The 12700-nt window shown below is 52.4% G+C and carries 11 protein-coding genes; 1 reads left to right on the top strand and 10 read right to left on the bottom strand.

Features of this window, described 5'->3' with window-relative positions; genetic code table 11:
• Positions 1–253 precede the first annotated feature (253 nt).
• From ABXJ76_RS06755 to ABXJ76_RS06725, 7 genes are all read right to left on the bottom strand, one after another.
• Positions 254–514, bottom strand: a complete 261-nt coding sequence (locus ABXJ76_RS06755; protein ID WP_432745401.1) for a type II toxin-antitoxin system PemK/MazF family toxin — start codon at positions 512–514, stop codon at positions 254–256.
• A 357-nt stretch (positions 515–871) separates the two neighbouring features.
• Positions 872–1684, bottom strand: a complete 813-nt coding sequence (locus ABXJ76_RS06750; protein ID WP_432745399.1) for a DODA-type extradiol aromatic ring-opening family dioxygenase — start codon at positions 1682–1684, stop codon at positions 872–874.
• A gap of 48 nt (positions 1685–1732) precedes the next feature.
• A complete protein-coding gene (locus tag ABXJ76_RS06745; RefSeq protein WP_432745397.1) occupies positions 1733–3850 on the bottom strand; it encodes an FUSC family protein in 2118 nt (705 codons plus the stop codon).
• Positions 3851–3996: 146 nt separating this feature from the next.
• On the bottom strand, positions 3997–5184 hold the full coding sequence (locus ABXJ76_RS06740; RefSeq protein ID WP_432745395.1) for a biotin/lipoyl-binding protein: 1188 nt from the start codon (positions 5182–5184) through the stop codon (positions 3997–3999).
• Between the two features lie 115 nt (positions 5185–5299).
• Positions 5300–6670 carry a group II intron reverse transcriptase/maturase gene (gene ltrA / locus ABXJ76_RS06735; protein ID WP_432742924.1) on the bottom strand — a complete coding sequence of 457 codons (1371 nt, stop codon included), beginning with the start codon at positions 6668–6670 and terminating at the stop codon, positions 5300–5302.
• A gap of 391 nt (positions 6671–7061) precedes the next feature.
• On the bottom strand, positions 7062–8156 hold the full coding sequence (locus ABXJ76_RS06730; RefSeq protein WP_432745393.1) for an RNA-guided endonuclease InsQ/TnpB family protein: 1095 nt from the start codon (positions 8154–8156) through the stop codon (positions 7062–7064).
• Positions 8157–8238: 82 nt separating this feature from the next.
• Positions 8239–8514 carry a YtcA family lipoprotein gene (locus ABXJ76_RS06725; RefSeq protein WP_432745391.1) on the bottom strand — a complete coding sequence of 92 codons (276 nt, stop codon included), beginning with the start codon at positions 8512–8514 and terminating at the stop codon, positions 8239–8241.
• 253 nt (positions 8515–8767) lie between these two features.
• Here ABXJ76_RS06725 and ABXJ76_RS06720 point away from each other — a divergent pair, with 253 nt between their 5' ends.
• Positions 8768–10330 (top strand): TolC family protein, encoded by a 1563-nt coding sequence (locus ABXJ76_RS06720; RefSeq protein WP_432745389.1) that lies wholly within the window; start codon positions 8768–8770, stop codon positions 10328–10330.
• A gap of 12 nt (positions 10331–10342) precedes the next feature.
• Here the strand turns inward: ABXJ76_RS06720 and ABXJ76_RS06715 are convergent, their stop codons facing one another.
• The 3 genes from ABXJ76_RS06715 to ABXJ76_RS06705 are packed head-to-tail and all read right to left on the bottom strand — an operon-like array spanning position 10343 to position 12506.
• Entirely contained in the window at positions 10343–10903 is a 561-nt protein-coding gene (locus ABXJ76_RS06715) for an HvfX family Cu-binding RiPP maturation protein (RefSeq protein WP_432745387.1), read from the bottom strand.
• A gap of 23 nt (positions 10904–10926) precedes the next feature.
• The gene (locus ABXJ76_RS06710; RefSeq protein WP_432745386.1) at positions 10927–11676 is read right to left on the bottom strand and encodes an HvfC family RiPP maturation protein; all 750 of its coding nucleotides are present in this window, start codon (positions 11674–11676) and stop codon (positions 10927–10929) included.
• On the bottom strand, positions 11673–12506 hold the full coding sequence (locus ABXJ76_RS06705; RefSeq protein WP_432745384.1) for an HvfB family MNIO-type RiPP peptide maturase: 834 nt from the start codon (positions 12504–12506) through the stop codon (positions 11673–11675). Before ABXJ76_RS06705 ends, ABXJ76_RS06710 begins: the two co-directional genes overlap by 4 nt.
• Positions 12507–12700: the final 194 nt, after the last annotated feature.

Raw genomic sequence — 12700 nt, 5'->3', positions numbered from 1 at the left:
TTTATTTTCGGGAATTGAACCCAATCCCCCCCGCCTCCACCAAATTTCAAGAACCGGCAGAGCCTCAAAAGCACTGCCGGTTTTTTTATGCCTGTCGATTTTTGGCTGCTAATCAACAAAAGACTCTAAAGGTCCACGGGATTTAGTAGGAAATTTGTGGTTATCGTCCCATTTCTTTCTGAACAGGATGACCTGCAACGCAGTTTTATACCCCATTGCGGGAACTTCTGCTCCAGCGTTGCGGATGACTAGCTCAAACTAGCCGTCGTAGACGGCTTTTATCGGCAGCCATAATTTGATCGGCCATTGCTTTCCCTTGTTTTTTATAGGCAAAGATTACCAGCGCTTCACCTGGATATTGTCGATCTGTATTGCTGGTTATCGGTATGACCACAACGCGCAACAAATTCCGGTTAGCCGAGTCATTACTGACAATCACAGCCGGACGCGTTTGACGAATTTCACTACTAATAAATGGAGCGAACTCGACCCACCAAACTTTATCTCGCTTCATTGGTCGTATCTCTGGCAATGGCGTTGCACCATTCCATAGCTTCATCTTCACGCTCTTTGTCTGCGGCCATCGCCTTATATCCGTCATCCATCCGGGTATCCATGACATACGGCCTCACCAGGCCTTCAATGAATTAGCTCATTTTCCGTTTTCCAATCGTCCGAGCAGGCCTTCATACACCGCTTCATCGGGGGTAATAGTCATTTTTTATGCGCAGTAATATCCTAATACATTATAGGTATAACGCACTATAGCACGCCTTCAATTAACGATATTTTCAAGAAATTTTAAGGGCGATTGCCCCGGAACCATTACAGTCTGGATAGTAGGTAAGAAAGCAGTTTTGATACGACAAAATTACCATAGAAAAGCACTCGCCTTTTTTCCCAATACTTCGCCGTCGAATACCAGCTTTGCAAAAGAGCTCGAAAGACCCATACAAACGTGCAATGGCAATAGATGTTCTTCTCTAGGATGACAATAATTCGCATAAGGGGCATCACGCCAATGTATGAGTCTATATTCTCGTTCATTGGCTGAAAGATGGCCATTGGTGCAGGTATTAATAAGCCAATCTTCAAATGCCGCATTCATGGCATCAGGCGAATCGCCATTTGAAGTAAAAAAGGCTTTAAGGTTATGAAACGAAAAACCGGAACCGATGATGAGTACATTTTCTTTTCGTAATTCCGATAGGGCTTTGCCGATATCGATGTGTGTTTCCGGATCCAAATCATGGATCAGCGATAACTGAACACAGGGGATTTTGGCATCCGGGAACATGATTTTTAATGGCACAAACAAACCATGATCAAACCCTCGGTGAGGGTCTAATCGTGCCTCAATATCACTCTGATGCAATAGCCGAAAAATCTTATCCGCAAGGTCAGGCGCGCCCGGAGCTGGATATTGAATTTGGTAAGATTCATCAGGAAAACCATCATAGTCGAAAATGAGTGATGGTGTTTCTCCGCTGGTTATCGTGGCTATGTTCTCTTCCCAGTGAGCACTAACCACTAGGATGGCTGACGGCTGCCCCAAACTTGGCGTTATTGCCCGCAGAAAATTGACCAGATGCTGATGGCTTTTATCGCCAAGCAGGGGTAAAGGGCCACCCCCATGGGGAATAAACAAAACAGGACTTAATCGTTCATTTGATTCGCATTTCATCTCTATTAACTCCGGTATTTACCCGTCTTTTATGAACGACCTGAAGTGTTACTCATCAATAGTCGAACCGGCTTTCAGGCGATATGAAACAAAATCCAGGGCTCTTTTTTGGATTTGCTCTACCAGTTCCATGATTTGCTGATCCAGCATGAATCGCAGTTCCCATTCCATTGCCAAGTCGGTCGGCAAGCTGCCGATACGGTGATGTTCGGTGTAGCTTTGTTTCAGTAGCGCGTGGATGTCGGCAGCCTCAGTCCGGATCTCCTGTTGCCGGCCTTGCAGCACCAGCGCCGCATTCTCCAGAGCGCTGGTCAGCGCCGCATCGAAAGCTCGGCTATGTTTTTGCAGTTCATCAGGAAAGCTGCTGAATTGTTGGCCGCTTAGCAAGCGATAGCGCCGCCGAATCTGTAGCAATCCGGACAAGTTGCCTGCGGCTTCAATAACCGCACGCAACACCGTTCTTTCGTTGATTTTGTAGGTTAATCTTGCATCCGGCTCCAGTACCGCGTGAATCACCAAATCCTGTGCAGCAGCCAGATCTTTTTCAGCCGACAAGCGCAATGGCAAGGTAGATTTAAGCATCAGGCTCAGGTCCGGCAACCGGGTTGTGAACTTGGCGAGTGTGTGCAATGCCGCTGTGGTATGGTGACGGGCAAGTACAATCGAACGCCGCGGCCATAGTGCATAGTCGAGTATTCCCATCACGACGATGCCCAGCAAAATACCGATAACCCGGTCACGCGGCAGATACAGATCGGTGACCGGGCCGAAATCATGCAAAACGAACATTGCGAACGAAAACCCGAGTTGCCTTCCCATGTAAGCGATACGTTCGCTGCCGGAGGAAATCCAGGCCGCAATGGCCCACACCGGAGCCGTTGCAAGCGCAAAGCCGGCGATAGTGTCGAGCTGGGACTGGAACATCAGCACGTAAAAGTAGGCGCAGAGCCCGCCCAGGATCGCGCCCGACACCCGCAATATCGATAGCCGGTAGTCGGCGCCGAGACTGGTTTGTGCCGCGACCAGGCAGGTGGGTATGGCGGTGTTGATGTTCGGCCAGCCCAGGCTTTCAACGATCAGCGTGCAGAGTATGGCGCCCAGAGAAAATTTAATCCCGAATTGCAGGCTGTCGGCATGCGTCGCCCAGAAATCATAGCCAAGCCAGGCGGGTAACCAGTCATCTGCTTCATTACTGCCGGTTTCGGCCTCTAGGACTTTAATTTCAGACGCTGCTGCCGGCTCATGCAAGTTATGCATCAAACCGGCGGTACGTTGCAGCGCACGCCAAATGGCGGTTAACAGCGAAGGGTTGGTTTGCGAATAACTGCGCAGCACTTCATCGGTCAGCAGCGTCTCTATTTGTCCGGAAACATCGCGCGATTCTTCCACACCTTGCCGCAATGTTGCACAGGCGCTTTGCAGAGCCAGGTAGACATTTAATTTTTCCTGATTCATCGGTTGAGCGCGATACTCTGCCGTCAATACCTGATCCAGCCAGATGGCCATCTGCCGTAAACCGTCGATTTCAAGCAGCAGGGCAAGATAAGTATCATGCCGTCCATGCATGGCGGGATGTATCAGTTCCGCGTTTGACAGCAGCCCCAGTATTTTGCCGAAGCTGCCGGCGCTGGAAAATTTTGAGATGACCCGCTTATGGATATTCACGCCGCTGTCGGCCAAGCGCGCACTGAAAATGGTTTCCACTGCCGCCAGTTGTTCAGCGATACTCGTCTTCAGCTGTTTGAGCGGGTCTTGCGGCTTGATGGTCAGATGCACCACCGTCCAGGATCCAATCGCCAATACGCCAATGATCGGGATATTCCACAAGGCGTTGTAGATGCCTTGAGCGGGAGTGCTTGGGCTATACAGCACCGCCACCGAATACCAGAGGGCGATGCCGGTAGGCCAGGCGATCAGGCGGGCATGAAACAGGGCGACAGCCAGTATGATGAAAGACAAGGGGAGCAGCAGCCAGGCATCATTGCCGGCAAACATAAGCGTAAACACCGACACCAAGGTGGTGACGATGATATACCCCAGCTGGCGCAGCCCGAACGCCAACGATTGACCGGCATTCGCATACGCGTCGTAACTCAAGCATATCAGCAGTGCGATCGCCCCTAATGGCGGCACGTGCAGGGTTTGGCTGACCAGGGCAATGGTCATCGCAACGATGAACAGGCGGAATGCGGCTACGCGCCGCTCTGGAGAATCTTTGAGTTCAACTTTAAGAAATTGCGTCAGGCCGGTCCCGAACCAAAGTCTGCTTCGCTTTTTGTTCAGAGCTGAAGCGTGCTACACGTCGCCGTGGTTCATTGCGGAATCCGGCCTTTGCTTTCTCCTTCCTCAGTGGCAGGCGAAAGCCCCGGAATTTCGGCGGGACGATCCAGGACGGTGACAAAGGCGGTCATGCCCATGCGCAACGGATGTTCGGGGTCGCGTTCGTGTATCTCGATCCGCACCGGGAAGCGGGATGCCAGAATGACCCAGTTCAGGGTGCGCTGAACCTCCGGCAGAACCCCTTGTTGCTTAATATTGTCGGGATAATTGGCCCAACCGATGCCGGTTACCACCCCCCGGTAGCGTTTTCCCGGATAGCCGACCAAGAATACGTCGGCTTCCTGACCTGGGCGGATGGACTGTAGATAAGTTTCTTTGAAGTTGGCGATAACATACCAGTGGCGGTCATCGACCAAAGCGAACATTTGCGTTCCGATTCTGGCGTATTCGCCTTCGCGTGTGTTCAGGTTGGTGACGTAGGCATCGAAAGGCGCACGCACCGAACAGTATTCGACGTCCAGTTCAGCGGCGACAACGACCGCTTTGGCCGCTTCGATGCGGGCATTGACGTTGCCGACCTGGGCAATCAACGATACGGCGCGGCGGCTATCGCTTTTGGCTTCGTCTATCGCGCTCCGGGCCGAAAGTTCCTTGGCCCGAGCGTCCGCCAGTTCAGCGCGCGATGCGGCGTATTTGGATCGGGCCTGCTTGAGCTGGTCTGCCGTTACGTATTGTTTCTCCGCCAAGGGCTCAAGACGTTCCACATAGCTATGCAGATATTCATCCTCGGCCTCAATCCTGCTGACTTCAGCCTCGGCGGCGGCGCGTTGGTGTTCCAGTCGTTCGATGGCCAGCTCGGCGGAGCCGCTGGAGGCGCGGCGTGAATCCACATCTTTTTCGGCCACCAGCAATTCCGCCTTGGCTTGGGCTAGTTTGGCCTGATAGGGGCGGGGATCGATCACATACAGCAGATCGCCCTGCTTGACGTACTGATTGTCTTCGACGTGCAATTCCACGATACGGCCGCTCACTTCGGGCGCGATGCCGACGATGTTGGCCCGCACCATCGCATCGTTGGTGCGGGGATGCTGATAGTTGATGCGCCAGACCAGCGCCCCGGTCACGAGTGCGCCCAGCACGATTAACGTTCCGATGATGCGTCCCAGCATCATGCGGCGTTTAAAATTTATAGCGTGATTATCAGTTTGACTGTTTTCCATGATGGACGGCACCCGTGTTTACGTCGATTGAACGGCATAGGGGGCAGCTTTAAGCTGCGCCCCTGCCACACCACCTGGCATGCGGGTCCGCACCAGGCGGTTCGAGAAGTTGAGGTCATGTGAGTTTCGGAATGCCAATGCTGTCAAAATAGCTCACCGTGAGGACTTTGTTCAAGGCAGAGCCACTGTGACTCCACCATCGACCACCACCACCCGCTGTTTGCAGGGCCAACTCGTGTGACGCGCCAAGCTTTCGTAGCCCACGATAGATTGTGGTGCCAGTCCGCCAGTGCTTCAGTTGAATCGCCCTGAGTCGATGTCGCAGCCAAGAGTCCAAATCTTTGAACGTCGTTGGCGTTTGCGCCAGTCGGAAGTAGGCCTTCCAGCCGGGCATATACGCTTGCAGTTGTTCAGCCACTTGAGCCATGCTTTGTCCACCCACCCGGCGTGTGATGAGCCTGATGCGTTGCTTAAACGTGTCGAGCGCCTTGGGTGCCACAGCAATTTTGACCGTATCGCCTGACCACCGCCGAAGGCAGTAGCCAAGGAACTTGCGCCCAAATACCGGACCCACCTCGGTTTTCTTCTCGTTCACCCGAAGGTGCAGCCTCTCATACAGGTTCCTCAGAAAGCGAAGCACCCGCTCGCCGGCTTTCTGACTGTGCAGGTAAACATTGCAGTCATCGGCATATCGGGCGAATCGATGTCCCCGTTTCTCCAAAGCCTTATCCACTTCATCGAGCAACACGTTGGCCAGAAGCGGCGACAGCGGCCCGCCTTGTGGCGTCCCCTGTTCTCGCTCCATCACCATACCCTTGGCCATGATCCCGGCTTGTAGATACCGCCTGATCAGCCGTAGAACGGCCTTGTCGGCAATACGTTTGGCAAGCCTGTCCATGAGGATGTCGTGATTAACCAGATCAAAGAATCTCTCTAAATCCACATCGACCACAACCCGGTAGCCTTCTTGCGCGTATTGCTGTGCTTTGAGCACTGCATCATGCGCACTTCGGCCAGGTCGAAAGCCATAGCTGGACTCTGAAAAAGTCGGATCGATCAGCGGCTGCAAGACTTGCAGCAAGGCCTGTTGGATCAGTCTATCGACAACCGTCGGTATCCCCAACTCCCGCGTACCACCTGCCGGTTTTGGAATTTCCACGCGCCGCACGGCTTGAGGCCTATACGTCCCGTTTAAAAGCTCTGACCGGATTCGTGGCCAATGGGTCTTGAGGAATTCCGGAGTCTGCCCGATAGTCAGTCCATCGACACCAGCACTTCCCTTGTTGGCTTTGACGCGTTTCCACGCCGCAGCCATGTTCTCACGCGAGAGAGCCTGAGCAAGCAAGTCCTCCCGCCCCAAGCCTTCTTGTTTATGAAACGCCGGACGTGTTTCATCGCGTGCCGCATCGGCTTGGGCTTCACCCTTGCCGGTCACGACCCGCTCCGGTTTCCCGGACTTCTGATGCAGTACATTTCCAAGATTCATAACTTTTCAGCTCTCCTTCTCGTTTGGCCCTTCGCTGGTCACCCAGCTACTATGGCCTCTGCTGACTTCTCGTCCCGGCTTACGCCGTCGCCCTTTCAGGCGTAAAACGAGATCTCCCCAGGTAAGAACGTGATCCTTCCCCGCACAACCGCCAGATCTACGCCACCTCTCATTGACCACAAAAGCTTCGCAGTAATGTGCCTGCTCGCCTTGATTGGACGCGCCTCATATCTGATTTTTGTTCATCGGCTCACGGTTTCTTTCCACGCTTCCTTCCCACGCTCAGTCACCTTTGCGCAGTTGCGCTTCCATTCGCTCGCTGTGGTCAGCTCACGGGAGGACTTTCACCTCCGAGATCGCGCCCATGCTGGGCGCACACATCCTCCCCGACCTAAAGGACGGGGATTCCTACCGCTAGACGCTTATGCCCAAGCGCGAGAATGTTCTTTGCCGCATTCATATCTCTATCATGCGTAGTGCCACACTCGGCACAAGTCCATGCTCTTATTCGCAAGCCTGTTCTACCTTTCGGACTACTGGCGCTTATGCAGCCGCAGCACGAACAGGCTTGGGTAGTGTACGACTCGTTGACCTCTATAAACACGCCTTGCGTCGCTATCGACTTATATTCAAGTTGTGTTTTCAGCATCGCCCAGCCTGCATCTAAAACGGATTTCGCCATTTTAGTTTTCGCAAGGCCGGACGCGCTGACGTTGCCAACGACGATTAAATGGTTTTCTTTGACTAATTTGTTGCTGAATTTATGGATCGCATCCTTGCGTCGGCTCTTAATCTTGGCATGAATCGCTTTAACCCGATTTTTATCCCTAGCCCGTTGCGCTAGGCCCAGCTTGGCTTCGCTGTTGCGGTAGCAATCCTGTCTTGCCAAGGTATCGCCATTGGAACAAGTTGCGGTGGTTTTTAAGCCAAGGTCAATGCCTATTTGACCGCCTGCCGCTTGCCTTATTTCAACATCAACATGCACCACGATATTGAAATACCAGCGACCGCGCGAATCCTGGCTAAAACAGCCGGAACGAAGATCAAACTGACTTAATCCGTAACTATCCCATACCTTGAAATAAAGCCCCGCGTATCTGATTTGACCGTTAACCCATTTGGCCGCGCCGGACTTGAACGGAACCCAGCCTAATGCGCGTCTTGCTCCACCAGAGCAGCGCCAATTAAGCTTGTTTTTCTTGAATTGCTTTCTGGCTTTGGCATGAACGGCAATAACTTCTTGAACCGCCGTCGAGTCGATGATCATGCCGCGTTCTTTGCGAATGCCTTTCAAGTCTTTCATCAACTCAAACGCCGAGGTGCCACAGTTTATGTAGCCGACTTCCGGCACAGGAACCCATGAAAATTCATCAGAATAGGCATTAGCAGCATTCCAGACTTGATTCGCATCAAAAGCCATGCGATTTAACACGATGGCGTGTTTATCGCGGACTCTGACTGATAATGTTCTGATTATGGGTTTCATGGTCTCCAAGATACGGCTTGTCGATTACTCTGTCAAAAAAATCAAGAGCACACCTTACATCCCCGCCCTGAACGACGGGGCTTTACGGTGCATTTTGGTAAAATAACAACCAGATAACAAAAGTGCATAGCGCCCACAGGCTCGGCGCAATCAACAGCGGCGGCCCCAGATACGGCGCCAGCCGGTGTCGCACCAATTGCCACATCAATACCATGCTCGCCATCAGTCCGGCAAGGATACAGATAATCCAGGCAGGCCAGAACGAACCCTGAATACTCAGCATCGGGTCGCAAGCCGTCAGAAAAAACGCAAAAATAACCGGGAAAGCCGTTTTTCGTAATCTCGTTATGAAGGTCATAATTTGCGCCTGAACGGAGAAACTGAACGTAAATAATTTTCGTATGACCATTGGATTTATTTTTGGCGGCGTTTTTTTAAGATTGATCAGGTCATTAATAAATCTTTAAGTTGTAAAAACTAAAGGCATTAATTAAAGTGTAGCCGATCAGGATTCTGGTATTTGAAGCCCCTATTGTCAACCAACTCATTCAAGTTTCCGAAAATAGGGACATCCTGCAACTAAATTGACGTTTGAATAAGGTGGTTTAAATTTGCAAAAGTTGCGGCGCAGTAAGTGCGATAACTGGCTAACATTGTTGTCCTATCTGCCGCGAGGTATAAGCCGAGCGATTGTGCCGGCCGCGATGGCATTGACAGCCTGCATGCCGCCGAGCGCGGTGCAGTTTGATGAACCCTATGCGGCGGCTCCGGCCGACCATGCCGTTGATTGGCATGATTACCGGACCAAGACCACAACCGGCACGCAGCAGCCCCCGCTATCCAGCCACCCGCTTGAAGAAAGCCCGATCGATACCAAGCTCACCTACGACCTGCCTGCGCTGGTCGATCTGGCCTTGCACGCTAACCCGGAAACCAGGGTTAGCTGGGAAGAGGCGAAAGCCGCCGCCGCTCGGCTCGAAAGGAATCGCAGTGCCTGGTACCCGACTCTGACAGCTATGGCGTTCGGGCAATATTTCAAAAACAGCTTTCCCATCCCCGAAGGTGCGCTGGTAAGCCACGGTTACTCCTCTTTGGGCAGTTTGAATTTGGCATGGACACTGTTCGATTTCGGACGCAGGCAAGCCTTGGTCGATGTGGGCGCACAGCGCTTGAGCGCCGCTAATTTTGCCTTCAACCGCAAACATCAGGAAATTGCCTATCGGGTTGCAACCGGTTTTTTTGCCTATCAGGCCGCCCTGGCCAAGGTAACGGCGGCGGAGCAAACATTTGAGGCCGCAAGGGCCGGCTCCGCTTCGGTTCAGGCGAAACTCGAAAAAGGTCTGGCGACACGCCCCGATTTATTGCTGGCGATTCAGGAGCAGGCGAAAGCCAGTTATGACCTGCAAGATACACGCAGCTCGGTGATTCAGACACATGCCGATTTGACTTCGAGCTTGGGTATTTCGCCTTCTTATTCGTTGCAACTGATGGACTTAAGCAAGCTGCCTTTACCGGCAGGACTGGTACAGTCGGTCGAAAAAATTGTCGATCAGGCATTGGAGCAACGCCCCGATCTGATGGCGCGCCTTGCCGAATTACGTGCGCGCGAAGCCGAAGTGAAGAAGGCCAGGGCCGAATTCTGGCCCAAGTTTTCCCTGGGAGGCAGTCTCGGCAATCAAGCCTGGAGAAATGTGCATACCAATCCACCCGGTAATGAGAGTTATTCGGCAAGTAACCTGGTCGGTACAGCGATGCTGAGCGTGGAATGGACTTTGTTCGACGGCTTTGAGCGCAGCAATGCCGTGCATGAAGCAGAGGCCATGAAAGAGGTTTCCAAAGCCCAACTTGGGGCCTTGCGTCTGGAAATTATGCGCGACATATGGAAAGCCTATGCCGATACCAAAACCGCGTTGGAAAAACGCGAGTTTGCGTTAGCGCTATTGAAAGCTGCCGAAGAATCCTATGCGGCCACACAGGAATCTTATACCCACGGCTTTTCCACGGTGATAGAGCTGCTGTCCGCGCAAAAGGATTTGGCCCGCGCCCGTTATACTGAAATCGACAGCCGCGCCACCATACTACGATCCGCAGCAACCCTGGTTTATGCAACAGGTGAGCAGAGCCGGGGAGATTTTAATACGGATAACAAAGCGTTTGGCCGCAGTCTTCCATAGTGAATAATTTTATTAGCGATGGGCAGACTGCCGTTGTGATGTAAGCCAGGCATCGACGCTTAAACGGCCGCTGCCGCTGAACACCAGCGAAGTCAGCATTAGCAGATACATCAGCGGCAATTTGTAATTGCCGTAGCCCTGATCGCTAATGGCGTAGCCTTTCCACAGCTCGGCAACGCTGTGCCATTCGACGGGCCAATGCACGGCGGCAATCGCCACTACCGTCAACAACATTAATGCCAGACTGAAAAACCGCGTCGCCAAGCCCAGAATCAGTGCTGCAGGCGCAATAATTTCCAGTCCGGTCGCCAATGTCCAATTGAGCTCGGCCGACAGCAGATTGATCGGGAACGGAAACACCCTATCGGCAAACCAGTTGTCGCCATTAAGTTTTTCCAGTCCGGCTTCGCCGAATTCATAAGCCAGCAGCAACCTCAGAAATAACGGCGCCAAACCTTGCGCACGGCTATCGAACCATCGGGACAATTCACCGGGAATAGCGCAAACGCGGCCTGTCGTCGAAGAAATAACGCAATCGGCGCAGTTAGGGTCGGATAAGGAATGATCGTTCATAATGAATGCTCTTTGTTAAATAATCAAAGAGTGTTAATGCCGATAATGGCGCCCTGACGATACAAATCGGCCAGGATGTTTTTACCAAACAGCGTCAGGCTTGATCGTTCCGGTGGCGTTAAGTCTTGGCCCAAGGCTTGCAATACCTGAGTTGCCGTATGCCCGTTTTGCAAGTGCATTAACAGGCTGGCGGTCGCCGGATTGAGCGCGATAAACTGCACCCGGTCAGCGGCATCGCGAAAGCCAAGCAGGTGCGCGGCCTCCGATGGCGGCTCGGCCGGTTGATAGGCCGGGTTGAGTTGCTGTACCGGCCAAAGGTAATGCAACAGCTGCATGACCGGCACAAATACCGGCACCCCATCCAATAGCTGCTCATCCGTCAGCGGTTCAGCTGCCACAGGCTCCGCCTCTGCAACCGATAGCACAAGCTCTATCCATTCAAAATGCGCCAGTTCAGGCAAAAACGGCAAATCGTCTCTCAGCTGACGTTCGTTTTGCAGATACAGCACGAACTCGTCGGGAATTTTCCGGTAATAAGGCGATAGACAACGATGTTCGCCGATAAAATCTTTGAGCAATTGCTGCCAGGCGGTTTCGCCCAAAATCGCAGCGGTGACCGGGAAGCACGTAGTCAGGCTGTCGTTGAATTTGTTGTACAGCAGATCGGCATAAATGGCAGCACCCCGCCGGTCAAAACCTGCAGGTAAAGGCTGTTGATCGGGCTTGCGCAAATGCGCTAAAAATTGCCGTTGTAAAGCTTGAAAAGCCATCATCCGCGTTCTCCAGAAGATTGTTGCAGCATGGCAATATGCTCGACTTCCTCTACTAAATCCGCTAACGGCGGCATATTAAAATCCCGTTCCAACAAGGTCGGGAACACGCCGAAGGTCTGATAAGCCAGTTCCAGTAATTGCCAGACGGGGTCGCAAGCCGCTTGCCCGTGGGTGTCGATAATCATTCCCGAATTGTCCAAATCATGTCCGGCAACATGCCCGTAAACAATGCGTTCGCCCGGTAAACCTGCTAAAAAGGCGGCGGCATCGTAGTTATGATTGAGGCTGTTGACGTAAATGTTGTTCACATCCAAATGAAAGGCGCAATCGGCTTCTGCCAATACCGCATTAATAAAGCTCAATTCGTCCATTTCCGCAAGCGGCGGGGTGACGTAATAAGAGGCGTTTTCCAACGCAATCGGGCGTTCTAGAATGTCTTGCGCAAGCCGAATTCGCCCGGCAACATGCTGCACCGCTTCCCCGGTAAACGGGATAGGATAAAGGTCGTAGTGATGACGGTCATCACTGCAAAAACTGAGGTGTTCGGTGTACAGCGCGAAGTTATGTTCATCGAGAAAAACTTTCATGCGCTGCAAAAAAGCGATATCCAATGGCTCAGGGCCGCCCAGCGATAACGAAAGACCATGCGCCACAATGCTATGGCGTTCGGTATAAGCGCGAAAAACCTTGCCCAACCTGCCGCCAATATCTATCCAGTTTTCGGGCGACACTTCAAAAAATTTAATGACCTCGGGAACGCCCGCGTCCAGCGCCGGTAAAAGCTCTCGTCGCAGTCCCAGCCCTGCCCCGTTAACAGCAAAAGTTTTCATCATATTTAGCTTATTGAACCCGCTTAGTTAGGGAAAATATCGGACTCGACCCGATCCATGCCGAATATGTCCTTGATGTCGGTATAAATAGATAAGACCGGTTCGACCGCTTCAGCTTCATCTATTAATTTGATGTTCGCCATAGATATGTATTCCTGCTTCAAATAAAAAGCCGCCTGTTAATATAACAGGCG

The sequence above is a fragment of the Methylobacter arcticus genome, from assembly GCF_050917435.1.
GTDB lineage: Bacteria > Pseudomonadota > Gammaproteobacteria > Methylococcales > Methylomonadaceae > Methylobacter_A > Methylobacter_A titanis.
The sequence above is the reverse complement of the archived record's forward strand: the minus strand, read 5'-3'. Positions and strand labels throughout refer to the sequence as shown.

Excerpts from the sequence above, each read along its gene's own strand:
- ABXJ76_RS06715 (WP_432745387.1), bottom strand. The coding sequence starts at position 10,903 with ATGAACGATCATTCCTTATCCGACCCTAACTGCGCCGATTGCGTTATT.
- ABXJ76_RS06705 (WP_432745384.1), bottom strand. The coding sequence starts at position 12,506 with ATGAAAACTTTTGCTGTTAACGGGGCAGGGCTGGGACTGCGACGAGAG.
- ABXJ76_RS06710 (WP_432745386.1), bottom strand. The coding sequence starts at position 11,676 with ATGATGGCTTTTCAAGCTTTACAACGGCAATTTTTAGCGCATTTGCGC.
- ABXJ76_RS06750 (WP_432745399.1), bottom strand. The coding sequence starts at position 1,684 with ATGAAATGCGAATCAAATGAACGATTAAGTCCTGTTTTGTTTATTCCC.
- ABXJ76_RS06725 (WP_432745391.1), bottom strand. The coding sequence starts at position 8,514 with ATGACCTTCATAACGAGATTACGAAAAACGGCTTTCCCGGTTATTTTT.
- ltrA (WP_432742924.1), bottom strand. The coding sequence starts at position 6,670 with ATGAATCTTGGAAATGTACTGCATCAGAAGTCCGGGAAACCGGAGCGG.
- ABXJ76_RS06730 (WP_432745393.1), bottom strand. The coding sequence starts at position 8,156 with ATGAAACCCATAATCAGAACATTATCAGTCAGAGTCCGCGATAAACAC.
- ABXJ76_RS06755 (WP_432745401.1), bottom strand. The coding sequence starts at position 514 with ATGAAGCGAGATAAAGTTTGGTGGGTCGAGTTCGCTCCATTTATTAGT.
- ABXJ76_RS06740 (WP_432745395.1), bottom strand. The coding sequence starts at position 5,184 with ATGGAAAACAGTCAAACTGATAATCACGCTATAAATTTTAAACGCCGC.
- ABXJ76_RS06745 (WP_432745397.1), bottom strand. The coding sequence starts at position 3,850 with ATGACCATTGCCCTGGTCAGCCAAACCCTGCACGTGCCGCCATTAGGG.